The 23,820-nt window shown below is 74.3% G+C and carries 20 protein-coding genes and 1 riboswitch; of the genes, 9 read left to right on the top strand and 11 right to left on the bottom strand.

Going from position 1 to position 23,820, the window contains the following annotated elements:
- The first annotated feature begins 43 nt into the window (after window positions 1-43).
- Together IF99_RS0125205 and IF99_RS0125200 are read left to right on the top strand one after the other, a co-directional pair.
- Complete coding sequence (locus tag IF99_RS0125205; protein ID WP_030999655.1) at window positions 44-676, top strand: precorrin-8X methylmutase; 633 nt, start codon at window positions 44-46, stop codon at window positions 674-676.
- Entirely contained in the window at window positions 673-2,163 is a 1,491-nt protein-coding gene (locus tag IF99_RS0125200) for a precorrin-2 C(20)-methyltransferase (protein WP_030999654.1), read from the top strand. The genes IF99_RS0125205 and IF99_RS0125200 overlap by 4 nt, the downstream gene beginning before the upstream one ends.
- Window positions 2,164-2,258: 95 nt before the next feature.
- Here IF99_RS0125200 and IF99_RS0125195 read toward each other — a convergent pair whose 3' ends face one another.
- Genes IF99_RS0125195 through IF99_RS0125185 form a run of 3 tightly spaced genes read right to left on the bottom strand, consistent with a single transcriptional unit; the run spans window position 2,259 to window position 5,007 of the window.
- Window positions 2,259-3,005 (bottom strand): cobalt-precorrin-6A reductase, encoded by a 747-nt coding sequence (locus tag IF99_RS0125195; protein ID WP_030999653.1) that lies wholly within the window; start codon window positions 3,003-3,005, stop codon window positions 2,259-2,261.
- On the bottom strand, window positions 3,002-3,751 hold the full coding sequence (gene cobM / locus IF99_RS0125190) for a precorrin-4 C(11)-methyltransferase (protein ID WP_030999652.1): 750 nt from the start codon (window positions 3,749-3,751) through the stop codon (window positions 3,002-3,004). Before cobM ends, IF99_RS0125195 begins: the two co-directional genes overlap by 4 nt.
- Window positions 3,748-5,007, bottom strand: coding sequence for a bifunctional cobalt-precorrin-7 (C(5))-methyltransferase/cobalt-precorrin-6B (C(15))-methyltransferase (locus tag IF99_RS0125185; RefSeq protein WP_030999651.1), 1,260 nt, complete (start codon window positions 5,005-5,007; stop codon window positions 3,748-3,750). The genes cobM and IF99_RS0125185 overlap by 4 nt, the downstream gene beginning before the upstream one ends.
- Window positions 5,008-5,172: 165 nt before the next feature.
- Here IF99_RS0125185 and tsaD point away from each other — a divergent pair, with 165 nt between their 5' ends.
- Both tsaD and metE read left to right on the top strand, forming a co-directional pair.
- Window positions 5,173-6,210 carry a tRNA (adenosine(37)-N6)-threonylcarbamoyltransferase complex transferase subunit TsaD gene (gene tsaD, locus IF99_RS0125180; RefSeq protein WP_030999650.1) on the top strand — a complete coding sequence of 346 codons (1,038 nt, stop codon included), beginning with the start codon at window positions 5,173-5,175 and terminating at the stop codon, window positions 6,208-6,210.
- Between the two features lie 118 nt (window positions 6,211-6,328).
- A riboswitch (cobalamin riboswitch) is annotated at window positions 6,329-6,520 on the top strand.
- 162 nt (window positions 6,521-6,682) lie between these two features.
- Window positions 6,683-8,998 carry a 5-methyltetrahydropteroyltriglutamate--homocysteine S-methyltransferase gene (gene metE, locus IF99_RS0125175; RefSeq protein ID WP_030999649.1) on the top strand — a complete coding sequence of 772 codons (2,316 nt, stop codon included), beginning with the start codon at window positions 6,683-6,685 and terminating at the stop codon, window positions 8,996-8,998.
- Between the two features lie 93 nt (window positions 8,999-9,091).
- Here metE and IF99_RS0125170 read toward each other — a convergent pair whose 3' ends face one another.
- The 3 genes from IF99_RS0125170 to IF99_RS0125160 all read right to left on the bottom strand — a co-directional run bounded on the left by IF99_RS0125170 (window position 9,092) and on the right by IF99_RS0125160 (window position 12,837).
- A complete protein-coding gene (locus IF99_RS0125170; RefSeq protein WP_030999648.1) occupies window positions 9,092-10,222 on the bottom strand; it encodes a bifunctional 2-methylcitrate synthase/citrate synthase in 1,131 nt (376 codons plus the stop codon).
- A gap of 133 nt (window positions 10,223-10,355) precedes the next feature.
- Window positions 10,356-11,261, bottom strand: coding sequence for a methylisocitrate lyase (prpB, locus tag IF99_RS0125165; protein WP_030999646.1), 906 nt, complete (start codon window positions 11,259-11,261; stop codon window positions 10,356-10,358).
- Window positions 11,262-11,325: 64 nt separating this feature from the next.
- Entirely contained in the window at window positions 11,326-12,837 is a 1,512-nt protein-coding gene (locus IF99_RS0125160; RefSeq protein ID WP_030999644.1) for an MmgE/PrpD family protein, read from the bottom strand.
- A gap of 320 nt (window positions 12,838-13,157) precedes the next feature.
- Between IF99_RS0125160 and IF99_RS0125155 the strand changes: the two genes are divergently transcribed.
- Both IF99_RS0125155 and rfbB read left to right on the top strand, forming a co-directional pair.
- Window positions 13,158-14,621 carry a short-chain fatty acyl-CoA regulator family protein gene (locus IF99_RS0125155; protein WP_030999642.1) on the top strand — a complete coding sequence of 488 codons (1,464 nt, stop codon included), beginning with the start codon at window positions 13,158-13,160 and terminating at the stop codon, window positions 14,619-14,621.
- A 22-nt stretch (window positions 14,622-14,643) separates the two neighbouring features.
- Window positions 14,644-15,639, top strand: coding sequence for a dTDP-glucose 4,6-dehydratase (rfbB, locus tag IF99_RS0125150; RefSeq protein WP_030999640.1), 996 nt, complete (start codon window positions 14,644-14,646; stop codon window positions 15,637-15,639).
- A 71-nt stretch (window positions 15,640-15,710) separates the two neighbouring features.
- Here rfbB and IF99_RS0125145 read toward each other — a convergent pair whose 3' ends face one another.
- From IF99_RS0125145 to IF99_RS0125130, 3 genes are all read right to left on the bottom strand, one after another.
- Window positions 15,711-17,123, bottom strand: coding sequence for an aldehyde dehydrogenase (NADP(+)) (locus tag IF99_RS0125145; RefSeq protein ID WP_030999638.1), 1,413 nt, complete (start codon window positions 17,121-17,123; stop codon window positions 15,711-15,713).
- 20 nt (window positions 17,124-17,143) lie between these two features.
- Entirely contained in the window at window positions 17,144-17,842 is a 699-nt protein-coding gene (locus IF99_RS0125140) for a GntR family transcriptional regulator (protein ID WP_051703681.1), read from the bottom strand.
- 83 nt (window positions 17,843-17,925) lie between these two features.
- A complete protein-coding gene (locus tag IF99_RS0125130; RefSeq protein ID WP_030999625.1) occupies window positions 17,926-18,810 on the bottom strand; it encodes a dihydrodipicolinate synthase family protein in 885 nt (294 codons plus the stop codon).
- Between the two features lie 174 nt (window positions 18,811-18,984).
- Here IF99_RS0125130 and IF99_RS0125125 point away from each other — a divergent pair, with 174 nt between their 5' ends.
- From IF99_RS0125125 to IF99_RS0125115, 3 genes are read left to right on the top strand one after another with little or no spacing between them, the layout of a single operon-like run.
- Window positions 18,985-20,337, top strand: a complete 1,353-nt coding sequence (locus IF99_RS0125125; protein ID WP_030999623.1) for an MFS transporter — start codon at window positions 18,985-18,987, stop codon at window positions 20,335-20,337.
- The gene (locus IF99_RS0125120; protein ID WP_030999621.1) at window positions 20,334-21,341 is read left to right on the top strand and encodes a dihydroxyacetone kinase subunit DhaK; all 1,008 of its coding nucleotides are present in this window, start codon (window positions 20,334-20,336) and stop codon (window positions 21,339-21,341) included. The genes IF99_RS0125125 and IF99_RS0125120 overlap by 4 nt, the downstream gene beginning before the upstream one ends.
- Entirely contained in the window at window positions 21,338-21,982 is a 645-nt protein-coding gene (locus IF99_RS0125115; RefSeq protein WP_030999618.1) for a DAK2 domain-containing protein, read from the top strand. The genes IF99_RS0125120 and IF99_RS0125115 overlap by 4 nt, the downstream gene beginning before the upstream one ends.
- A gap of 108 nt (window positions 21,983-22,090) precedes the next feature.
- On the opposite strand, the gene IF99_RS0125110 is transcribed toward IF99_RS0125115, so the two are convergent.
- Complete coding sequence (locus IF99_RS0125110; RefSeq protein ID WP_051703680.1) at window positions 22,091-22,795, bottom strand: class I SAM-dependent methyltransferase; 705 nt, start codon at window positions 22,793-22,795, stop codon at window positions 22,091-22,093.
- A complete protein-coding gene (locus IF99_RS0125105) occupies window positions 22,792-23,601 on the bottom strand; it encodes a class I SAM-dependent methyltransferase (protein WP_030999615.1) in 810 nt (269 codons plus the stop codon). Before IF99_RS0125105 ends, IF99_RS0125110 begins: the two co-directional genes overlap by 4 nt.
- Window positions 23,602-23,820 lie beyond the last annotated feature (219 nt).

The raw sequence follows: 23,820 nt of genomic DNA, 5'->3' as shown, positions 1-23,820 counted from the left end.
GACTTTCCCCGTACGCACCACCACACCGAGAGCAGCGAGACCCGTGAGCACCCGCTACACCTACGAGAAGGACGGCCCGGCGATCTACCGGGAGTCCTTCGCCACCATCCGCGCCGAGGCCGAACTCGGCGGGTTGCCACCGGAGATCGCGCAGGTCGCGGTCCGGATGATCCACGCCTGCGGCATGGTCGACCTCGTACGGGACCTCGCGTACACGCCGGACGTGGTGACGCGGGCGCGGGCGGCGCTGCGCGCGGGCGCGCCGATCCTCACGGACGTGCGCATGGTCGCGAGCGGTGTCACGCGCAAGCGGCTGCCCGCGGACAACGACGTGGTGTGCACGCTCTCGGACCCCGCCGTGCCCGCCCTCGCGAAGGAGCTGGGCACGACGCGCAGCGCCGCCGCGCTCGACCTGTGGGGCGACCGTCTCGACGGTGCCGTGGTCGCGGTCGGGAACGCGCCGACCGCACTCTTCCGGCTGCTGGAGCTGATCGACGCGGGCGCTCCCAGGCCCGCCGCCGTCATCGGGGTGCCGGTCGGCTTCGTCGGCGCCGCCGAGTCGAAGGACGCGCTCGCCGCGCACGGCGGCCTGGAGCACCTGGTGGTGCGGGGCCGCCGCGGGGGCAGCGCGCTCGCCGCCGCCGCGCTCAACGCGATCGCGAGCGAGGAGGAATGAGCGGCAAGCTGTACGGGGTCGGGCTCGGTCCCGGGGACCCCTCGCTCCTGACCGTGCGGGCCGTCGAGGTCATCGGCGAGGCGGACGTGATCGCGTACCACAGCGCGCGGCACGGCCGGTCGATCGCGCGCGGCATCGCGGAGCGGTACCTGCGGGAGGACCACGTCGAGGAGCTGCTCGTCTACCCGGTGACGACGGAGACGACGGACCATCCCGGCGGCTACCGGGGGGCCTTGGAGGAGTTCTACGAGGAGGCGGCGGCGCGGCTCGCCGCGCACCTCGACGCGGGGCGCACGGTCGCGGTGCTCGCGGAGGGCGACCCGTTCTTCTACGGCTCGTACCAGCACATGCACAAGCGGCTCGCGCACCGCTACGCGACCGAAGTGGTGCCCGGCGTCACGTCGTTCGCCGCCGCCTCGGCGCGGCTCGGACAGCCGCTCGTCGAGGGCGAGGAGGTGCTGACCGTGCTGCCGGGCACGCTGCCCGAGGAGGAACTCACGGCGCGGCTCGCGGCGACGGACTCGGCGGTCGTGATGAAGCTGGGCCGCACCTTCCCCAAGGTCCGCCGGGCGCTGGAGAGCGCGGGGCGGCTCGACGACGCGCGGTACGTGGAGCGGGCGACGATGGACGGGGAGCGGACAGCGCGGCTCGCGGAAGTGGACGCGGACGGCGTGCCGTACTTCTCGGTCGCCGTCCTGCCGAGCCGGGTCGCCGCCGGGCGGAGGGAGCCGGTCGGGCGCGGCGAGGTCGTCGTGGTCGGGACGGGTCCTGCCGGGCCGCTGTGGCTCACCCCGGAGTCGCGGGGCGTGCTCGCCTCGGCGGACGACCTCGTGGGCTACGCGACGTACGTCGGCCGCGTGCCGGAGCGCGCGGGGCAACGGCGGCACGCGTCGGACAACCGGGTGGAGTCCGAACGTGCCGAGTTCGCCTTGCAGTTGGCGGCACGCGGACGGCGGGTCGCGGTCGTGTCCGGGGGCGATCCCGGGGTGTTCGCGATGGCGACGGCGGTGCTCGAAGTGGCCTCGCGGAAGGAGTACGCGGACGTGCCCGTGCGCGTCCTGCCCGGGGTGACCGCGGCGAACGCGGCGGCGGCGCGGGCGGGGGCTCCGCTGGGGCACGACTACGCGGTGTTCTCGCTCTCGGACCGGCTCAAGCCGTGGGAGGTGGTGGCGGAGCGGCTGCGCGCGGCGGCGGGCGCCGACCTCGTCCTCGCCCTCTACAACCCCGGCTCGGGGAGCCGGACGTGGCAGGTGGGGGCGGCGCGTGACGTGCTCCTGGAGCACCGTGCGCCGGGCACGCCGGTCGTGGTGGCGCGCGATGTCGGGGGTGCGGGCGAGCGGGTGCGGATCGTGCGGCTCGCGGACCTCGACCCGGCCGAGGTGGACATGCGCACGATCCTGCTCGTGGGCTCCTCGCAGACGCGGGTGGTGCGGCGCGGTGACGGCGAGGAGATCGTGTGGACGCCGAGGAGGTACCCGGCGGGCTGAGCCGTGGCCGGGAGCCGCGCAGGGGCGCCCGCCCCGGCGTCAGGTGGGCGGGGTCTCACGGTCGTCCCGTAGTCGGCGGCCGCCCGTCCTGCCGCCTACGGGGCGAGCGCCGCCAGCCACGCGAGGGCCCCCGCCGGGGCGGCCGCCTGCGGCACGCCGTCCGGGACGGGTGGTCTGCGCACGACGATCACGGGGAGTGCCGCCTCGCGCGCCGCCGTGAGCTTCGGTGCCGTGGCCGTCCCTCCGCTGTCCTTCGTCACGAGGACGTCGACGCGGTGGCGGGCGAGCAGGGCGCGTTCGCCTTCGAGCGTGAACGGGCCCCGGTCGAGGAGGACTTCGCTACGGGCGGGGAGCGGCGGCTCGGGTGGGTCGACCGCGCGCACGAGAAACCACAGCCCGGGGTGGCCGGTGAAGGCGGCCAGCCCCGTGCGGCCGGTCGTGAGGAAGACGCGGCTGCCGAGCCCGGGCAGGAGGGACGCCGCCTCGTCGAGCGAGGCCGCGTCGTGCCAGTCGTCACCCGGGAGCCGGGTCCAGCCGGGGCGGCGCAGGGCGAGGAGGGGGACGCCCGTCGCGGCGGCGGCCTCGGCGGCATGGAAGCTCATCGTGGCGGCGAAGGGGTGGGTCGCGTCGACGAGCGCGGTGACGCGGTGCGCGCGCAGCCAGGCCGCGAGTCCCTCCGCACCGCCGAAGCCGCCCACGCGCACGGCCCCCGGCAGAGCGCGCGGGGCGGCGACGCGGCCCGCGAGCGAGGTGGTGACACGCCACGGCGTGCCGGTCAGGGCCTCGGCGAGGTGGCGCGCCTCCGTCGTACCGCCCAGGATCAGGACGTGGCGCTCGTTCAGCACGGGTGGCGCTCGCGTGCGGACGAGTAGAGGTGGCTGTCGCGGAACTGCGAGGCGCCGAGGGTGCGGCCGACCAGGATGACGGCGGTGCGGGTGATCCCCGCGGCCCTGGTCTCGGCGGCGATCGTGCCGAGCGTGCCGCGCAGGACCAGTTCCTCGGGCCGGGAGGCGTGGGCGACGACCGCGGCGGGGCAGTCGGCGCCGTAGTGCGGGAGGAGTTCGGCGGTGACGCGGTCGACGTAGCGGGCGGCGAGGTGCAGGACGAGGAGGGCGCCGCTGCGGCCGAGGGTCGCGAGGTCCTCGCCCTCGGGCATGGGGGTCGCCTCCTGCGCGACGCGCGTGAGGACGACGGTCTGGCCGACCGTGGGCACGGTCAGTTCCCGCTTGAGCGCGGCAGCGGCTGCGGCGAAGGCGGGGACGCCAGGGACGACCTCGTAGGGGATGCCGAGCGCGTCGAGCCGGCGCATCTGCTCGGCGACCGCGCTGAAGACGGCGGGGTCGCCCGAGTGCAGGCGGGCCACGTCCTGACCGGCCTCGTGCGCGCGGGCGAACTCGGCGGTGATGGCGTCGAGATCGAGGTGCGCGGTGTCGATCAGGCGCGCGCCGGGAGGGCACTCGGCGAGCAGTTCGGCGGGCACGAGGCTGCCCGCGTACAGGCAGACGGCGCAGCGGGCGAGGGTGCGCGCGCCGCGCAGCGTGATGAGATCGGCGGCGCCGGGACCCGCGCCGATGAAGTACACGGTCATGGGGTGTCAGCTCCAGAGGGGGTCTTCTCGACGAGCCACTGCGTCAGCGGCATGGCCTGGCGCCAGCCCGTGAAGCCGCCGACAGGGACGGCGTGGGCGACCGAGAGCCGCACCAGTTCGCCCCCGTACCGCTTCCTCGCCGCGCTCAGTACGGCCTCGGACTCCAGTGTCACGGTGTTGGCCACGAGTCTGCCGCCCGCGGGCAGCGCCGCCCAGCAGGCGTCGAGCAGGCCCGGTGTGGTGAGTCCGCCGCCGATGAACACGGCGTCGGGTACGGGCAGTCCGGCGAGCGCGGCAGGTGCGGCCCCGGTGACGACGCGGAGCGCGGGCACACCGAGGCTGTCCGCGTTCGCGGTGATGCGCGCGGCGCGCGCGGGGTCGCGCTCGACGCTGTACGCGCGGCAGGACGGGTGGGTGCGCAGCCACTCGATCGCGATCGACCCCGAGCCGCCGCCGACGTCCCACAGGACTTCCCCGGGGGCCGGCGCGAGCGCGGCGAGCGTGAGGGCGCGCGGGTAGCGCTTGGTGAGCTGTCCGTCGTGCGCGTACGCCTCGTCGGGCAGTCCCGGCACGGCGCCGAGGCGCAGGGCTGCCGGGGCGCGGCGGCACTCGACGGCGACGATGTGGAGCGGGTCCGCCGCCGGGGCGTCCCACTCGTCGGCGGTGGTCTCGGGGCTCGTCCGTTCCCGTGGTCCGCCGAGTTGTTCGAGCACGCGCACGCGGCTGGGCCCGAAGCCGCGGGCGCGGAGCAGCGCGGCGACCTCCGCGGGGGTGGCGGGTCCCGAGCCGAGGACGAGGAGGCGGCGGCGGGGGTGGAGCGCCGCGGCGACGCGGGCGAGGGGGCGCCCCACGACCGAGACGACGTCCACGTCCTCACGGGCCCAGCCGAGGCGGGCGCAGGCGTAGGCGACGGAGGAGGGGTGCGGCACGACGTGGACGGCCTCGGGGCCGAGGAGTTCGGTGAGGGTCCGGCCGATCCCGTAGAACATCGGGTCGCCGCTCGCGAGGACGACGCGCCTGCGCCCCGCGTGCGCGGCGAGCAGGCCGGGCAGGGCGGGACGCAGCGGCGAGGGCCAGGGGACACGCGCCGCAGCGCACTCGGCAGGCAGCAGGTCCAGTTGGCGGGGCCCGCCGAAGACCACGTCGGCCCCGCGCAGGAGGGCGCGGGACGCCTCGGGGACGCCGGGCCAGCCTTCGGCGCCGATGCCGACGACGGTGACGGCGTCCTGCGGGGCGGGGGCGGGCGCTGCGGTCACGTGCGGGGTCCTCGGGCTCGGTGCGGGGGTGCCCGCTCAGCCTACGGGGGTGTGACCTGGGGATGCGTGCCGGGTGGCGATCTTGTTGCACACTATGCGCAACAGCACATGGAACGCAGAATCCGGCGGGAAACCGCCGGGACGACGACGGAAAAGAGGTGCGGGGTGGCCGCTCCGCTCGTACTGGGCATCGAGTCCTCCTGCGACGAGACGGGCGCGGGCCTGGTCAGGGACGGGAGACTCCTCGGGCACGCCGTCGCGTCGAGCATGGACGCGCACGCGCGCTACGGCGGTGTCGTGCCCGAGATCGCCGCGCGGGCGCACGTGCACGCCGTGCGCCCGGTGATCCGGCGCGCGCTCGACGAGGCGGGGGTCCGGGCGCGGGACATCGACGCGGTCGCGGTCACGACGGGGCCGGGCCTGGCCGGGGCTCTCCAGGTGGGTCTCGCCGCGGCGAAGGGCCTCGCGTACGGGCTCGGCGTGCCGCTGCACGGGGTGCACCACCTCGCGGGGCACGTCGCGGCGGACACGCTGGAGCACGGGCCGCTCCCCTCCCCCTGCGTCGTACTGATCGTCTCGGGCGGGCACACCTCACTGCTGCTCGTCCGGGATCTGGCGCGCGAGCCGATCACGCACCTCGGGGACACGCTGGACGACGCGGCGGGCGAGTGCTTCGACAAGGTGGCGCGCGTGTTCGGGCTGCCGTACCCCGGCGGTCCGGCCATCGACCGCGCCGCGCGCGAGGGCGATCCGGGGGCGGTGGTGTTCCCGCGCCCGCTGCCGGGGGGTTACGACTTCTCGTTCTCCGGGCTCAAGACGGCGGCGGCGCGCTGGGCGGAGCGGCACGCGGGCGGGGTGCTGCCGGTCGCGGACGGGGCCGCGGCGCTTCAGGAGGCGGTGGCCGACACGCTGACGCGCAAGGCGGTGGCGGCCTGCGCGGAGCACGGCGTGGGCACGCTCGTCGTGGTGGGCGGGGTGGCGGCGAACTCGCGGGTCCGCGCTCTCGCCGAGGAGCGCTGCCGTGCCGCGGGGATCACCCTGCGCGTACCGCCGTTGCGGCTGTGCACGGACAACGGGGCGATGATCGCGGCGGTGGGGGACCTGCTCGTGCGCGCCGGCGCGGAGCCCGCCCCGCTCGACGTCTCGGTCGATCCCTCGGCGCCCTTGACGTACGCGGCGCTCCACCCGGCGGGGAAGGGCTGAACCACCGGTCGCCCCAGGCGCAGCCGGTGACGGGTCGTCGACGGCGGCTCCGCCCTCGGGTCCACTTCCCGAACGCCCTCGCCGCCCCTCCCCCGCACCGCCTACACTGCCCGCAGCAGCTGGTTCGCCCCGTCCGCCAGGCGGGAGCGTCGCAAGAGGGAACCCGGTGGGAATCCGGGACTGCCCCGCAGCGGTGAGCGGGAACGACCGCCGTCATACGCACTGGGCCCGGCCACGGGCCCGGGAAGCGACGGCCAGTAGGTGTCCTCCCCCCAGGAGGGCGTGCCCGCGAGTCCGAAGACCTGCCAGTCGCCCGGACGCGCGCCGAAAGCGCGCCCGGACATCCCGGTGACCTCGTGGGCGGGTCGGCGTGCACAGAGGGCGGACGCCTCAGGTCCCGCCCCCTTTGTCGTTCCTTCGCGCCCCGCGGGCCCCCGGGATCTCAGGGATTCATCTCGCGAAGGAGATCTCCGTGACACCGAAGTCCGCAGCCGCGGCAGCACGGGCCACCGTGTACGGCTACCCCCGCCAGGGCCCCGACAGGGAGCTGAAGAAGGCGATCGAGGGCTACTGGAAGGGCCGTGCGAGCGCCGCGCACCTCCAGGAGACCGCGCGTGAACTGCGCGCCGCCGCCTGGCGGCAGCTCGCCTCCGACGGCGCCGACGAAGTCCCCACCGGCGACTTCTCCCTCTACGACCACGTGCTCGACACGAGCGTCATGGTCGGCGCGATCCCCCCGCGCCACCGCGCCGCCGTCGCGGCCGACGCGCTCGACGGCTACTTCGCCATGGCGCGCGGCACGCAGGACGTCGCGCCGCTGGAGATGACGAAGTGGTTCGACACGAACTACCACTACCTGGTGCCGGAGCTGGGCCCGGACACGCGGTTCACCGCCGACTCGGCGAAGCAGACCGGCGAGCTGCGCGAGGCGCTCGCGCTCGGGCTGCGCGCCCGGCCCGTCCTCGTCGGCCCGGTGACGTACCTCCTGCTCGCCAAGCCCGCGCCCGGCACCGAGGACGCCTTCGCGCCGCTGAGCCTGCTCGACCGGCTCCTGCCCGTGTACGAGGAGGTCCTCGCCGACCTGCGCGCGGCCGGCGCGGAGTGGGTCCAGCTCGACGAGCCCGCGCTCGTCCAGGACCGCACCCCCGCCGAACTGGCCGCCGCCGAACGGGCCTACGCGTACCTCGGCGGCCGGGCCGACCGCCCGAAGCTGCTCGTCGCGAGCTACTTCGACCGGCTCGGCGAGGCGCTGCCCGTCCTCGCGCAGGCCCCCGTGGACGGGCTCGCGCTCGACTTCACGGGCCCGGCCGCGGCGAACCTCGACGCGCTCGCCGCCGTCGGGGGCCTGCCGGGCAAGCGGCTCGTCGCCGGGGTCGTCGACGGGCGCAACATCTGGACCGGCGACCTGGAGCGGGCCCTCGCGACGCTCGGTACGCTGCTCGGCCTCGCGGACCGTGTCGACGTCTCCGCGTCCTGCTCGCTCCTCCACGTGCCACTCGACGCCGCGCGCGAGAAGGACATCGAGCCGCAGGTCCTGCGCTGGCTCGCCTTCGCCCGGCAGAAGACCGCCGAGATCGCGACGCTCGCCAAGGCGCTGACCCACGGCACGGACGCGGTCGCCGCCGAACTCGCCGCGAACCGCGCCGCGCTCGCCTCGCGCGCCGCGTCCCCGCTCACCCACGACCCGGCGGTGCGGGCCCGCACCGCCGCGGTGACCGACGCCGACGCGCGCCGCTCGGCGCCGTACGGGGAACGCGCGGCGGCGCAGCGCGCGCACCTGGCCCTGCCGCCGCTGCCGACCACGACGATCGGGTCCTTCCCGCAGACCGGCGCGATCCGCGCGGCGCGCGCGGACCTGCGCGCCGGGCGCCTGGACGCGGCCGGGTACGAGAAGCGCATCGAGGCCGAGATCCGGCAGGTGATCTCCTTCCAGGAGGAGACCGGGCTCGACGTCCTCGTGCACGGCGAGCCCGAACGCAACGACATGGTGCAGTACTTCGCCGAGCAGCTGTCGGGGTACCTCGCCACGCGGCACGGCTGGGTGCAGTCGTACGGGACGCGGTACGTGCGCCCGCCCGTGCTCGCCGGGGACATCTCGCGGCCCGCGCCGATGACCGTCCGCTGGACGGCGTACGCGCAGTCGCTGACCGCGAAGCCGGTCAAGGGGATGCTGACCGGGCCCGTCACGATGCTCGCGTGGTCCTTCGTCAGGGACGACCAGCCGCTCGCCGAGACGGCGCGGCAGGTCGCGCTCGCGCTCAGGGACGAGGTGAACGACCTGGAGGCCGCGGGCACGCGTGTCATCCAGGTGGACGAGCCCGCGCTGCGCGAGACGCTGCCGCTGCGCGCCGACGCGCGCCCGGCCTACCTCGCCTGGGCCACCGAGGCGTTCCGCCTGACGACGAGCGGCGTCAGCGCCGCCACACAGGTGCACACGCACATGTGCTACGCCGAGTTCGGCGACGTCGTGGACGCGATCGACGACCTCGACGCCGACGTCATCAGTCTGGAGGCGGCGCGCTCCCATATGCAGATCGCGCACGAACTCGCCGCACACGGCTACCCGCGCGAGGCGGGGCCCGGTGTCTACGACATCCACTCGCCGCGCGTCCCGGGCACGGACGAGGTCGCGACGCTGCTGCGCACGGGGCTCAAGGCGATCCCCCCGGAGCGGCTGTGGGTCAACCCGGACTGCGGTCTGAAGACCCGCGGCTGGGCGGAGACACGCGACGCGCTGGAGCACCTCGTGGCGGCGGCCCGTACGGTACGGGGCGAGCTGGCCACGTGACCCCGTGAGGCGGGGCGGGACGCGTCGAGGCGTGCCGCCCCGTCCCGTGTCCGCCGGGCGGGACCTCCCCGTCACCGCCCGGCGGACGGTCTTTCAGCCCTTCGGCACCTCGCGCTGTGCCACGCCGTCGTAGGAGGCGAGCGGACGGATCAGCGCGTTGTGCGAGAGCTGCTCGATGATGTGCGCGGTCCACCCGGTGACGCGGCTCATCACGAAGATGGGCGTGAAGAGCGGGGTGTCGAAGCCCATGAGGTGGTAGGCGAGACCGGCCGGGTAGTCCAGGTTCGGGTGGATCTGCTTGCGCTCGAACATCGCCTCGCGCAGCGCCATGTGGAGCTTGTCCAGCCGCGGGGCCTCGGGGTCGTAGCTCTGCGCCACGAGACGGTCGAGCGCGCCCTGCATGATCGGGACGCGTGAGTCGCCGTTCTTGTAGACGCGGTGCCCGAAGCCCATGATCTTGCGCTTCTCGGCGAGCGCCTGGTCGAGCCAGCGCGCCGCGTCCGACGGGTCCCGCACCTCGTCGAGCATGTCCATCACGGCCTCGTTGGCGCCGCCGTGGAGGGGGCCCTTGAGCGCGCCGATCGCTCCGGTGACCGCGCTGTAGAGGTCGGAGAGCGTCGAGGTGACGACGCGCGCGGTGAAGGTCGAGGCGTTGAAGCTGTGCTCGGCGTAGAGCGTGAGGGAGATCTCGAAGCAGCGAACGACCTCCTTGTCCGGGACCTCGCCGAAGCACATGTGGAAGAAGTTCTCGGCGTAGCCGAGCCCGGGGTCCGGGGCGATCGGGTCGAGGCCGCGGCGGCGGCGCTGGTGGGCCGCGACGACGGTCGGGAGTTTCGCGAAGAGGGACAGGGACTTCGCGAGGTTCGCCTCCTCGCCGTTGTCGTCCTCGCGCGGGTCCTCGGCGCCGAAGAGGCTCACGGCGGTGCGCAGGACGTCCATCGGGTGGCACGTCCCGGGCAGCCGGGCGAGGAGCTCGGACTCGGTGCGGTTCAGCGGGCGCAGGGCGCGCTCGGCGGCCTCGAACGCGGCGAGCTGCTTCTCGTCGGGGAGTTCGCCGTGCCACAGGAGGTAGGAGACGGCCTCGAAGGAGTGGTGCGCCGCGAGGTCCTGCACCGCGTAGCCGCGGTAGGTGAGGGAGTTGGTCTCCTGGATGACGGTGGAGATTTCGGTGGTGTCGGCGTAGACGCCGGCGAGGCCGCGGTGGATCTCCGGGGTGCTGGTCATGGGTGGTGCCTCCGGAAGGAGTTTCGGGTGCCGCGTGGGTACGGCGTGGTACGGGGCCCTGGGCCCGGGCGCCGGTGGGTGGGGCGCCCGGGCGGCGGGCCGCAGGGGCGGGCTCGGCCGCGGGCCGCGGGACTCAGGCGCCCGGGGGGAGCGTGAAGTCGAAGACCGCCGAGTCGAAGGACGTGTACGCCTCGTAGTCGAGGAGTTCGTAGAGCCTGGAGCGGGTCTGCATCCTCGGCAGCAGCGATTCCTGCGTGCCCTCCGCCTTGACGGTGCGCAGTCCGTCCTCGACCGCGCCCATCGCGAGCCGCAGGAACGTCACGGGGTAGAGCGCGATGTTGTAGCCGAGGTCTTCGAGGGCCCGCGCGGTGAGCAGCTTGCCCTTGCCGAACTCGGTCATGTTGGCGAGCAGGGGGACGTCCACGGCCTTGCGGAACGCCTCGAACTCGGCCTCGTTCGCGAGCGCCTCGGGGAAGATCGCGTCGGCCCCCGCGTCGACGTACGCCTTGGCGCGGTCGATCGCGGCCTCCAGGCCCTCGACGGCACGCGCGTCGGTGCGGGCCATGAGCAGGAAGTCCGGGTCGCGACGGGCGTCGACGGCGGCGCGCAGGCGGCGGCTCATGGTGTCGCGCTCGACGACGGATTTGCCGTCGAGGTGCCCGCAGCGCTTGGGGTTGACCTGGTCCTCCAGGTGGAGCCCGGCGAGCCCGGCGTCCTCCAGGAGCTGGACGGTGCGCGCGGCGTTCATGGGCTCGCCGAAGCCGGTGTCGGCGTCGATGAGGACGGGGAGGTCGGTGGCGCGCGTCGTCTGCTGGGCGCGCGCGGCGATCTCGGTGACGGTCGTCAGGCCGATGTCCGGCAGCCCGAGGTCGGCGGCGAGGACCGCGCCGGAGAGGTACGCGGCCTCGAAGCCCGTGTCCTCGATGAGCTTCGCCGAGAGCGGGTTGATCGCGCCCGGCATCTGGAGCAGGCGGCCCGTCGCGAGCCGCTCGCGCAGGGCGCGCCGCCGCTGGGCCGGGGTGGTACGGGTGTGCAGCATCAGGACGGGTCCTTCCGCTTCGTGCAGGTGCAGGTGCTGGTACGCCTCAGGCGGGTGCCGGGCATCAGAAGACGCCCTTCGGCAGCTTCGCGTCGTAGGCGGCGACGGCTTCGGTGTCGACCTCGGGGAAGAGACCGTCGAGGTCGCTCGCGCTCAGCTCGGCGAGGTGCTCGGCCGCGCCGAGGAAGCGGTCCTGCGCCTCGGGCGTGACGATGTTCTCGGCGAGGGTGCGGAACTTGCCCTGGTAGGCGGGGCGGTCGAAGGGCCGGGCCCCGGCCGGGTGCGCGTCGGCCACGCCCAGCTCGTCCTCGATGACGGTGCCGTCGTCGAGCGTGACCTCTGCCCGGGCGCCGAAGGCGCGCTGCTGCGGGTCCGGGTCGTGGTAGCGGCGGGTCCACTCGGGGTCCTCGACCGTGGTGATCTTCTGCCACAGCGCGATCGTGTCGGGGCGCGCGGCGCGCTCGGGCGCGTAGGAGCGCTCGTGGTGCCAGGCGCGGTCCTGGAGGGCGACGGCGAAGATGTACGGAATCGAGTGGTCGAGCGTCTCGCGGCTCGCCTTCGGGTCGTACTTCTGGGGGTCGTTGGCACCGGAGCCGATGACGTTGTGGGTGTGGTGGCTCGTGTGGAGCACGACCGAGGCGACGCGGTCGAGCGGGATCTTCTCGCCCATGCGGCGGGCGAGGTCGATGAGCGCCTGCGCCTGGTACTCGGCGGAGTGCTCCTTGGTGTACGTGTCGAGGATGCCGCGCCGGGCCTCGCCCGCCTCCGGCAGCCACACCGTGTAGTCGGAGCCGGGGCCGTCGAGCATCCAGGCGAGGAAGCCGTCCTCGCCCTCGTAGATCGGCGAGGGGGAGGTCTCGCCGCGCATCGCGCGGTCGACGGCCTCGATCGCGGCCTTGCCGGCGAAGGCCGGGGCGTACGCCTTCCAGCTGGAGATCTCGCCCTTGCGGGACTGGCGGGTGGCCGTCGTCGTGTGCACGGCCTGCTGGATCGCCTGGTAGACGGTCTCGGTGGGCAGTCGCAGGAGCGCGCCGAGACCGCCCGCGGTCGCGGCGCTGAGGTGCGCGACGTGGTCGATGCGGTGCGCGTGCAGGCAGATGCCCTTGACGAGCGCGACGTGCAGCTCGTACGCGGCGACGACGCCGCGGAGCACGTCCTCGCCGGTGCGCCCGGTGTGCTGGGCCACGGCGAGGATCGGCGGGATGTTGTCGCCGGGGTGCGAGTAGTCGGCGGCGAGGTAGGTGTCGTGGAAGTCCAGCTCGCGCACCGCGGTGCCGTTCGCCCACGCCGCCCACTCGGGGCTGACCCGGCCCTGCGCGCCGAAGACCCGCGCCCCGGTGCCCGGGGTGCCCGCGCGGTGCGCGAGGGCCTGGGCCCGGGCGACGGCGACGGGGCGGCGGACGAGCGAGGCCATGGCGACCGAGGCGTTGTCGATGACCCGGTTGACGGCCATCGCGGCGCTCTCGGGGTCGGGCTCGACGGTGCCGGTGGCGACGGTGGCGAGCTTCCAGGCCAGCTGGTCCTCACGGGGCAGGCGGTCCGCACTGGGGTGCACGCGGACGTGGTGCTCGATCACAGGACTCCTCACGAAGACGGTACGTAACTGAGATCATCAACCCTGCCCGCCCGAGCCGCCGGTTACCAGCCCGTAGGGGTGTGGAATCCGTACAGCCGCCACGAACGGTTCTGCGAAATCTGCGAATGGTAAATTCACAAGGGCTTGCGGGCCACCGGGGCGGCGGCTTCTCGCGGGGAGCGGAACCGCCCTTCGCAAAAAAGGCGTCTCCTCACGAGGACGGGGGCGCACGGTGGACGAGGGGAGCGCGCGGCGAGTACGGGCGCGCCGTGGACAGCCGTGGACACGGGGGCGGGGCAGCACGCGAGGAGGCACGGGGCATGGCCGGCAGCAGGCACGGCAAGCTGTACGCGCACGCCAAGCTGCGCAGGCTGCGCCGCGAGCGGGGCCTCAACCAGGTCGAGATGGCCCGCGCGCTGGGCATCTCGACGAGCTACGCCAACCAGATCGAGCAGGGCCAGCGCCCGCTCACCGTCCCGGTGCTGCTGCGCCTGGAGGAGGTCTTCGGGGTCGGCGCCGAGTACTTCTCGGTCGCCGACGAGGCCCGCCTCACGACCGACGTGCGCGCGGCGCTCGCGGACGAGGCGAGCGGCATCGAGTCGCCCCCGCCCGAGGAGATCGCGGAGGCGGTGCGCGACCACCCCGACCTCGCCCGCGCCCTCGTCGCGCTGCACCGCCGCTACCGGGACGCCGCCGAGCAGGCCGCGGTGCTCGCAGGCCCCGGCTCGGACTCCCCTCCCCCGCCCTCTGGGGAGCCGCACGACGAGGTGCGGGACTTCTTCTACGCGCACCACAACCACTTCGCCCCCATCGACGCCGCCGCCGAGCGGACCGCCGAGGCCCTCGGCCTCGCCCCCGGCCGCTGCGCCGACCCGCTCACGGCGCACCTGGCCACGCGCCACCGCGTCCGTGTCCTCACCGCCGCGCCCGGCAGGACCGCCGACGCCCGCCGCTTCGACGCGGAGACCCGTCGGCTCTTCCTCTCGCCGTGGCTCACGGAGGGCCAGCGCGCCTTCCAGCTCGCGACCCAGCTCGCGCTCCTCGAACAGGGCGCTCTGCTCGGCGAGCTCGCGCGCGACGAGTCGCGCCTCACCTCGCCCGGCTCGGTGACACTCGCCCGGATAGGGCTCGCGAACTACTTCGCGGGCGCTCTCCTCATGCCGTACGGGACCTTCCACCAGGCGGCGGAGGAGACGCGCTACGACATCGAGTTGCTGTCGGCGCGCTTCGGTGTCGGCTTCGAGACGGCGTGCCATCGCCTGAGCACCCTCCAGCGCGAGGGCCGCCGCGGGGTGCCCTTCTCGTTCCTGCGCGTGGACCGCGCGGGGAACATCTCCAAGCGGCAGTCGGCGACGGCGTTCCACTTCTCGCGGCTCGGCGGCACGTGCCCGCTGTGGACGGTGTACGAGGCGTTCTCGGCGCCCGGCCGCATCCTCACGCAGGTCGCGGAGATGCCGGACGGCAAGCGGTACTTCTGGATCGCGCGCACGCTGGTGCGGGGCGGGCTCGGGCACCACGCGCCGCGCGCCGAGTTCGCGCTCGCGCTCGGCTGCGAACTGCGCCACGCGCACCGCCTCGTCTACGCGGAGGGCATCGCGCTCGACGACCCGCGCGCCGCGACCCCGATCGGCCTGGGCTGCCGGATCTGCGAGCGCCGCGACTGCGCGCAGCGGGCGAGACCCCCGGCGGGTGGACTGCTCGCGATCGACCCCGACCGGCGCACCACCGTCCCGTACCAGGTGCGCAGCGACGCCCCAGGCCCCGTCAGGAACACCTTCGCATGACCCCCACCAGGAGCGCCCGCGCATGACCTCCCTGCTCGTCACCGGCGCGGCCGGTTTCGTCGGTTCGCACTTCACCCGCTACTGGCTGGAGAAACACCCGGAGGACTCCCTCGTCGCCTTCGACGCCCTCACCTACGCGGGCGTGCGCGCCAACCTCGCGGACGTCGCGGACCGGATCACGTTCGTGCGGGGGGACATCGCGGACGGCCCGCTGGTGACCCGTACCCTCGCCGAGCACCGTGTCGAGGTCGTCGTGAACTTCGCCGCCGAGTCGCACAACAGCCTCGCCGTGCTCGCCCCCGACCGCTTCTTCCGGACGAACGTGCTCGGCACGCAGACCCTCCTGGAGGCGTGCCGAAGGCTCGGCGTCGCGCGTTTCCACCACGTCTCGACGTGCGAGGTGTACGGGGACCTGGCGCTGGACGCGGAGGAGGCGTTCACGGAGGAGTCCCCCTACCGGCCGCGCACGCCGTACAGCGCGAGCAAGGCGGGGGCGGACCACGCGGTGCGCGCCTACCACGAGACGTACGGGCTGCCCGTGACGCTGACGAACTCGGCGAACAACTACGGTTCGCACCAGTTCCCCGAGAAGGTGCTCCCGCTCTTCACGACCCGCGCCCTCGACGGCCTCGACCTGCCCGTCTACGCCTCGCGCGAGCACCGCCGCGAGTGGATCCACGTGCGCGACCACGTCCGGGCGATCGCCGCGGTGCTGCACGCCGGGCGCATCGGCGAGACGTACCACGTGGGGACGGGGACCGAGCTGAGCGTGGGCGCCCTCGCGGAGCGCGTCCTCGGTGAACTCGGCCTGCCCCTCTCCCTGTTGCGCACGGTGCCGGACCGCCCGGGACACGACCGCCGCTACCTGCTGGACTCCTCGAAGCTGCGCGCGGAACTGGGCTGGCGCCCCCGCGTCGATCTCGCGACGGGCCTGCGCGAGACGATCCACTGGTACGCGAGCCACCGCGCCTGGTGGGAGCCGCTGCGCGGGCTGAGCCCCGTGGTGGAGGGGCGGTAGGGCGGGTCCGCGCAGAGGACTGGACGGACACCGCCCCGCACCCGCGTGCACCACCTCGCGGTTCCCGCCCCCTAGCGGTCCCGGACGGCGGGCGGGAGGCCCTGCTGGGGGACGTTCTGGAAGGCGACCGGGCGGCGGAAGCGGTCCACGGCCGCTGTCCCGACGGAGGTGGTGGTGGGCGCCGTCGAGGCGGGCCAGGGGCCGCCGTGCTGCTGCGCGTCGCTGACGGTGACCCCGGTGGGCCATTCGTTCCAGATGACGCGCCCGGCGTGCCGGGTGAGGACGTCGAGCATCCGCAGTCCGTCCTCGTCGAGCGCGTGGCCCCCCTGGACGGTGCCGGTCAGGGTGCCCCCGAACTCCCTGAGGGCGTCCTCGACCTCGTCCAGGGTGCCGTACTCGACGAGGAGCGAGGCCGGGCCGAAGACCTCCGTGGAGAGGAGCGAGGGGGTGGCGCGCACGGCCTCGGTGGTGGTCCGCAGCAGCGCGACGTCGGGGAGCCCCTCGCCGCCCGGAGTGCGCGCGGCGACACTCACGCCGTCCTGGGCGGCGAGGTCGTCGAGAGCGGTCGCGTAGCCGGTGGCGATGCGCTCGTCGAGCATCGGACCGGCGGCGAGCGGCGGCAGGGCCGCGAGGAAGGCGTCGGCGTCGGGGACGAACACCACACCGGGCTGGGTGCAGAACTGCCCGGAGCCGAGGGTGAAGGACGCGGCGAACCCGCCGGCGATGTCCGCGCCGCGTTCGGCCCACCCGGCGGGGGTGACCACGACCGGGTTGGTGGAGCCGAGTTCGCCGTAGAACGGGATGGGGTCGGGACGCCCGGCCGCGAGCTGGAAGAGGTAGTGCCCGCCGCGCGTGGACCCGGTGAAGCCGACGGCCTTGATCCGGTGGTCGCGTACGGCGTCGGCGCCCTCCCGCTCCCCTTCGATGAGCTGGAGCAGGTCGGGAGCGGCGCCCGCTTCGGCGAGGGCCGCCGTGGCGACGGACGCGGTGAGGCGGGACAGTTCGGGGTGCCCGGGGTGGGCCTTGACGACGACGGGGCAGCCCGCGGCGAGCGCGCTGACCGTGTCGCCGCCCAGCACGCTGAACGCGAAGGGGAAGTTGCTCGCGGCGAAGACCAGGACGGGGCCGAGCGGCACGGTGGTGCGGCGGATGTCGGGGCGGGCGCCCATCGGCCAGTCGGGGTCGGCGTGGTCGATGCGGGCCTCGTCCAGGGCGCCGGAGGCGAGGCGGTCGGCGAACAGCCGGCACTGGAAGGTGGTGCGGGCGAGTTCGCCGACGAGCCGGGCCTCGGGCAGGTGCGTCTCGCGGTGGGCGACGGGGAGCAGCCGGTCCGCGGCGGCGTCGAGCGCGTCGGCGAGCACGGTCAGCAGCCGGGCGCGGTCGGCCGAGGAGGAGGTACGGAACCGTTCGGCCGCGGCCGTCGCCCTGGCCAGGACGGTGTCGAGCGGCGGCGCGGCGGGGGTGGCGGAAGGGGCGGAGTTCATGGGGGGAACCTCGTAAGGGGTCAGGTGACGATGTCGTGGGAGGCCATGTCGGCCAGCGTCCACTCCTCGACCTCGGTCAGGTGGAGCGCGGCGGCCTCCTGGGCGGCGGGGATGTCGCGCGCGGCCATGGCGTCCAGGATCGCCAGGTGGCGCCGGGTGGACCCGGCGAGGCGGTGCGGGCCGGTGGCGCCGAGGACCCGCAGCCAGTGGACGAACGGCTCGACGGACTCGCGGGCGGCGATCAGGCGGCTGTTGTCGGTATGGGCGATGATCTCGTGGTGGATGCGGGTGTCGCTCGCGAAAAACGCTTCGTAGTCGCCCTGTTCGGCGGCGCGCAGCGCGGCGACGGCCTCCTCGCGCAGGTCGGCGATCTGCTCCAGGGGCATCGCCTCGGCGGCGACGCCGGTGGCGAGCCACTCCAGGCCCTTGCGCAGCTGGCACACCTCGTGGACGTCCTGGCGCGAGGGCCGGGTGACGAAGGTCCCCGAGCGGGGCCGGGTCTCCACGAGCCGGTCGTGCTCCAGGCGCACCAGCGTGTCGCGGACCGGGGTGCGCGACACGCCGAACTCGGTGGCGATGGCCTGGGGGTCGATCCGGGAGCCGGGCGCGTAGACACCGGTGATGATCCGGTCGCACAGGATCGAGTAGAGCTGTCCGGAGATCGACTCCACGACGAGCGGGGCGGCGCCGCCACGGCTACGAACGGAGGGGGTGGCCATGATCGCCCTTCTTGTCCGGCTTCCGGGGACCCGCCGGCACCGGCCGACGCGGTACCGGCACCGGTTCGACAGCATCTGATGGATCAGATCAGGTTAGCGGCTTCCAGAGCGGCGCGGATGCGTTCCCGCTCGGCGTCCGTGGCGGGCTGGAACGGGCGGCGCGGGAGACCGGGCGAGCGGCCCTGGAGTTCGAGGGCCGCCTTGAGGGTGGCGGGCAGGTTGGGGGCGTCGATCGCCCGCCAGACGGTGAGGATGCGCTCGTGCAGGGCGAGGGCCTTGGCGTGGTCGCCGGCCTGGACCGCGTCCCACAGTTCGACGCTGAGGCGTGGCGTGACGGTGGGGATGGCGGCGAGCGCCCCGTGGGCGCCCATGACGAAGGCCGGGTAGTGCAGGTCGTCGAGGGCGGCGAGGATCGTGAAGCGGTCGCGCATACGGTGCAGCAGGTCGGCGAGGAGGTGGATGTCGCCGCCGGACTGCTTGACGGCGACGACCTGCGGGACGTCGCGCAGCAGCTCGATCGTGTCGACCGGGACCAGCGCCCAGGGCACGACGTTGTAGAGCACGATCGGCAGGTCGGTGGCCTCGCCGATCTCGCGGTAGTGGGCGACGGTCTCCTCGGGCGAGGGCGCGAAGACGTAGTGGACCGGGGTGACCTGGAGCGCGTCGACGCCGACTTCCTTGAGCGCGAGCGAGTACCGCTTGGCCTGGGCGGTGGAGTTCTGGATGACGCCGCCGATGACCGGAACCCGACCATCGACCTCGTCGACCACGGTGGCGCAGATCGCCGCGCTCTCCTCCAGGGAGAGGGTCTGGCCCTCGCCGGTGCTGCCGCAGGCGCAGATGGCGGTCACGCCCTGTTCGAGGAGGTACTTGACCTCGCCGCGCAGCAGATCCAGGTCGACCTGGTCGTTTTCGTCGAACGGCGTGACAACGGTGGAAATCATGCCGCCGAGCTGGATGTCCTTCACGCGTGTCTCCCGGGTATTGCCGCGATCTCAGTGCGGATGTAATGTCTGATGCATCAGATGCTAGCACGCGGTTCTGGGACATAAGAACCGTCGATTTCCAGACGCAGTCCTCCCTCCTCCACTCTGGAGGAGTACCCACCGCGTCATCCGAGCCGCCATCGCAATGGAGCGAGCATGCCCCAACCGGCCGCCACCCCCGCTTCCCGGGAGTCCTCCCTGCGCAAGGTCGTCACCGCCAGCGCCCTGGGAACCACCGTCGAGTACTACGACTTCACCCTGTACGCCACCACCGCGGCGCTCGTCTTCGACAAGGTGTTCTTCCCCGACGCCTCTCCCCTGGTGGGCACCCTCGCCGCCTTCGCCACCTACTTCGTCGGCTACGCCGCCCGGCCGCTGGGCGGCATTCTCTTCGGGCACTTCGGCGACCGGCTCGGTCGCAAGAACGTCCTGATCACCACGATGCTGATGATGGGCCTCGGCACCTTCGCGATCGGCCTGCTGCCCTCCTACGACAGCATCGGCATCGCGGCGCCCATCCTGCTCGTCCTCATCCGGCTCATCCAGGGCCTGGGCATGGGCGGCGAGTACGGCGGCGGCGTCCTGATGGCCCTGGAGTACAGTCCCCGCTCCCGCCAGGGGTTCTTCACCTCGCTCGTGCACATCGGCACCCCGGCGGGTGTCCTGATCCCCGTCGGTCTGGTCACCATCCTCGACGCCACCCTGCCCTCGGGGTCCTACGACTCCTGGGCCTGGCGCATGCCCTTCCTCGCCAGCATCCTGCTGGTCGGCGTCGGCCTCTGGATGCGGCTGCACGTCACCGAGAGCCCCGAGTTCGTCAAGATGCGCGAGGACCGCGAGGTGCAGAGCCTGCCCGTCAAGCAGGTCCTCACCCGGCAGCCCGCCACGGTCGTCCTCTCCGTCCTGGCCAAGATCGCCGAGAGCGGTCTGTTCAACATCTACTACGTGGTGGCCATCACCTACGTCACCACCGAACTCGACCTGCCCAAGGGACCCGTCCTCCTGGCCGTCCTCATCGCCTGTGCCGTCGAGTGCCTCACCCTCCCCTACTTCGGCGCCCTCTCCGACCGCATCGGCCGGCGCAAGGTGTACGTCTTCGGCGCCGCCTTCCAGGCCGTCCTCGCGCTGCCGTTCTTCCTGCTGATCGAGACCGGCCAGTTCTGGGGCTACGCCGTCGGCATGACCCTCGGACTCGGCGTCGGGCACGCCGCGATGTACGGCGCGCAGGGCGCCCTGTTCTCCAACCTCTACCCGGTCAACGTCCGCTACACCGGACTGTCCGTCACTCAGCAGATCGGCGCCACCCTCGGCGGCGGGCTCTCCCCGCTCATCGGCACCGCGCTGCTCTCCGCGGCCGGCGGCCACTGGTCCTGGCTGATCGCCTACTGTGTCGGCGTCGCCGTCCTGTCCGGACTGGCCGCCACCCGGCTGCGCGCCGGCGAGGCCCCCGAGCACGCCGCGTCCGCGACGGACTCCGCACCCCACCGTGAAAGGACCCAGGTCTCGTGAACCGCCTGTTCCTGCCCGCCGAAGCCCCCGTCGAACGGGCCCTGCACGGCCTGGCCGCGGCCCACCCCGGGCTGCTGGACCTGCACGAGGACCCGCTCTACGTCACCGCCCGCGAACGCCACCCCGCCCGGCGCGTCGGCCTCGTCTCCGGCGGCGGCTCCGGCCACGAGCCGCTGCACACCGGCTTCGTGGGCGCCGGGATGCTGGACGCCGCCGTCCCCGGCCGGGTCTTCGCCTCCCCGCACAACCGGCAGGTCTACGAGGCGTCCAAGGCCGTCGCCGGACCCGAGGGCGTGCTGCACGTCGTGAAGAACTACACCGGCGACCGCATCAACTTCGGCATCGCCGCCGAACGCCTGCGGGCCGACGGCATACCCGTCCGGCGCGTCCTCGTCGACGACGACCTCGCCACCGAGAGCGACGAGACCGCGACCGGGCGGCGCGGCACCGGAGCCACCGTGCTGGTGGAGAAGCTGCTCGGTGGCGCCGCCGACGCAGGTGCCGGTCTCGACGAACTGGCCGCACTCGGCACCGAGTTCGCCGCCGCCTCGCGCAGCGTCGCCGTCGCCGCCCGCGCCCAGACCGCGCCCTCGCGCGGCGGAGAGGCGTTCGCCCTGCCGGACGGCACCCTGGAGTACGGCGTCGGCATCCACGGCGAACGCGCCGCCACCACCGTGGAGCACCCCGGCTTCGAGCAACTCGTCGACCGCATGACCGAGCAGGTCGCCGACGCCCTGCCCGCGACGACCGGCTCCGTCCTCCTGCTCGTCAACGGCCTGGGCGCGACCACCCTCCTGGAGCTGTACGCGATCCACGCCCGGGTGTCCGAGACGCTCGGGAAGCGGGGCCTCGAAGTGGCCGGCCGGCTGGTCGGCACGTTCGTCCCCGCCCTCGACATGAGCGGCTTCTCCCTCACCCTCACAGCCCTGCGCGAGGACTGGGTCCCGCACTGGCACGCCCCCGCCCGCACCCCCGCCTTCCCCGCCCCGGAGTCCGCCCGATGACCACCGACCAGAGCCTGGTGCTGCGCACCTACGCCGACGCCGCGCGCACCGCCCACGCCACCCTCACCGCCCTCGACCAGCTCTCCGGCGACGGCGACTTCGGCGACAACCTCCGCGAGGGCCTCGACCGCGTCACCGCCGCCCTGGACGCCCAGCCGGACCGGCCGCCCTACGCCGTCGCCGCCTCCGTCTTCCTCGACGAGGTCGGCGGCACGAGCGGCCCGCTCATCGGGCTGCTCTTCCAGGAACTGGCCCGCGCGCACGAGGCCGGCTCGGACGAGCGGGATGCCTGGCGTGCCGGGACCGGCGAGGGGCTGGCGGCGATCCAGCGGGTCGGCGAGGCCGAGCCCGGGGACCGCACCATGGTCGACGCCCTCGTTCCCGCCCGGGACGCCCTCGAAGCGGGGTCCGGCCCCCGGGAGGCGGCCGTCGCCGCCCTCGACGGCGCCCACGCCACCGCCGCCCTGCGCGCCCGCCGCGGCCGTGCCTCCTACGTCGGTGAGCGCGCCATCGGGTCCCCCGACCCCGGCGCCCTCGGCGTCGCCCTGCTGTTCTGGTCCCACGCACGGGCACGGAAGGAGGCACCGGGGGAACTCACGGAGTACCTGCCGGCGGTGCCGGGGACGGAGTCAGTGGCCTGACCCTCCCTGCGGGTGGGTCACCGGCCTGGCCCTCCCGGCGGGCGGGCTCCGGCGGGACGGTCGCCACCCGAGGTGCTCTCTGCCGACGGCCCCTCGGGCGGCGGCCGTTCAGGGGCGCTTCCACTCCAGCACGTAGCGCCAGAAGAGCCGCCTGCGGACGCGGGCGCCGGGGAGCACTGTCCGGGCGGTGCGCCGGATCTCCGCCAGGCCCCTCGTCGCGGGGCGGGTCCGCGTCGTCATGGCCGGGGGCCGGGAGGTCTGCCCGCCTCCGCGGTGCTTCCACCCGGCCACCAGAGCATGGGCGACCACGGCCAGGAGGCTCACCGCGCGGTCCGCGAGGGTCTCCTCCCGGTGGAGACCCACGACCACGAGGGTGCCGCCGGGCGCGAGACGGGCGCGGAACGAGGCCAGGGCCTCGGCGAGCGGCAGGTGGTGGAGCACGGCGACGCAGGTCAGGACGGCGTACGGGCCCGGAGCGGCCTCCCCGTCGAGGGCGTCCGCCGTGGCGAAGACGACCGGCACCGTGTCCGGGGTGGTCGCGCGCGCCTTCGCGACGATGCCCGGGTCCGCGTCGATCCCGGTCACCGCCTCGGCGCGCCGGGCGAGGAGCCGGGCGAGGTCCCCGCTGCCGCAGCCCACGTCGAGTGCGGCACCGAAGCGGCGGGGCAGCCGGCGCAGGACCGCCCGGTGGTAGTGGGCGTTGTGGTCCCAGGGACGGGCGTCGTGGAAGCGCCCGAGCGCGGCGCGCAGGCGCGGCACGGGACGCCCGCCGCCCGGTACCTCCGGCGCCCGCGCGTCCCCCGCGCCCGTCATCGTCGCCCGTGCGCGAGCAGCGCGGCGTGGGGCAGGCGCAACATGCCGTCCGGCTCGGTGAACGCGGCGCTGAAGTCGTCGAAGGACCGCTTGATCGCGGCCCGCACCGCCGGTGTCTGCGCCCGCACGAGCTGCCCGCTGGAGGCGACCCCGCCCGCCGGGGCGCTCCACCACTCCTCGGGGCTCGCCCGGTGGTCCCAGCGCAGCGTCCCGCACGCGGCGTCCCCGAGTCCGGCAGCCGCGAGCAGCGCGCCGAGTCCCGCCTCGTCGCGCGGGAAGTCCTCGTCGGGGTCGAGCCCCGGCGCGAGGTGCGGGGGCCTGACGGCGCCGCCCCCCGCGATGGCGCGCCCCAGAAGCGCCTGACCCGCCGCCGGAGGCTTCGCCCAGACCGTCACGGCCACGCGCCCTCCCACCCGCACGACACGGCGCAGCTCACCGAGCGCCGCGCGGGGCCGGCCCACGTGATTGAGCACGAAATTGGCCACGACCGCATCGAACTCACCTTCAACAAAGGGGAGTTCAGGAAGCATGGCCTCCCGCACCTCGGCCTCGGGGGCGGTACGCGCCGCGAGCGCGAGCATGCTCGGCTCCGGGTCCACCGCCGTCACGCGCGCGCCACGCGCCACCGCGGCCGCCGCGACGGTCCCCGGCCCCGTCCCCACGTCGAGCACGCGTGTGCCCTCACCCACGCCCGCCGCGTCGAGCAACTCCCCCACCGGGTACGCGCACAGCTTCGCGAAGCTCGCCGCGTACACCTCCCCCCGGCCCGCCCAGACCAGCCGCTCACTCTCGTCGAACACCGTCACAGAGACCCCTCCCGATCCGTCGCGAGAGGCCACCATAGAAGCCGGTCGAGCACACGGCGCGGCCTTCCAGGTGAACGCCCCCGAGAAGCAACTCGGTGACGCGACACGGCCCCGTATCCACCTGTTGTGGGTGGACACGGGGCCGCACAGCCAGCCGTGTGAGGCGGGTCAGCCCTTGCGGGTGTTGATCTCTTCGGTGAGCTGGGGGACGACGTTGAA

Source organism: Streptomyces sp. NRRL F-5630 (assembly GCF_000719475.1).
Taxonomy (GTDB): domain Bacteria; phylum Actinomycetota; class Actinomycetes; order Streptomycetales; family Streptomycetaceae; genus Streptomyces.
This window is presented reverse-complemented; position numbering and strand designations above follow the sequence as displayed.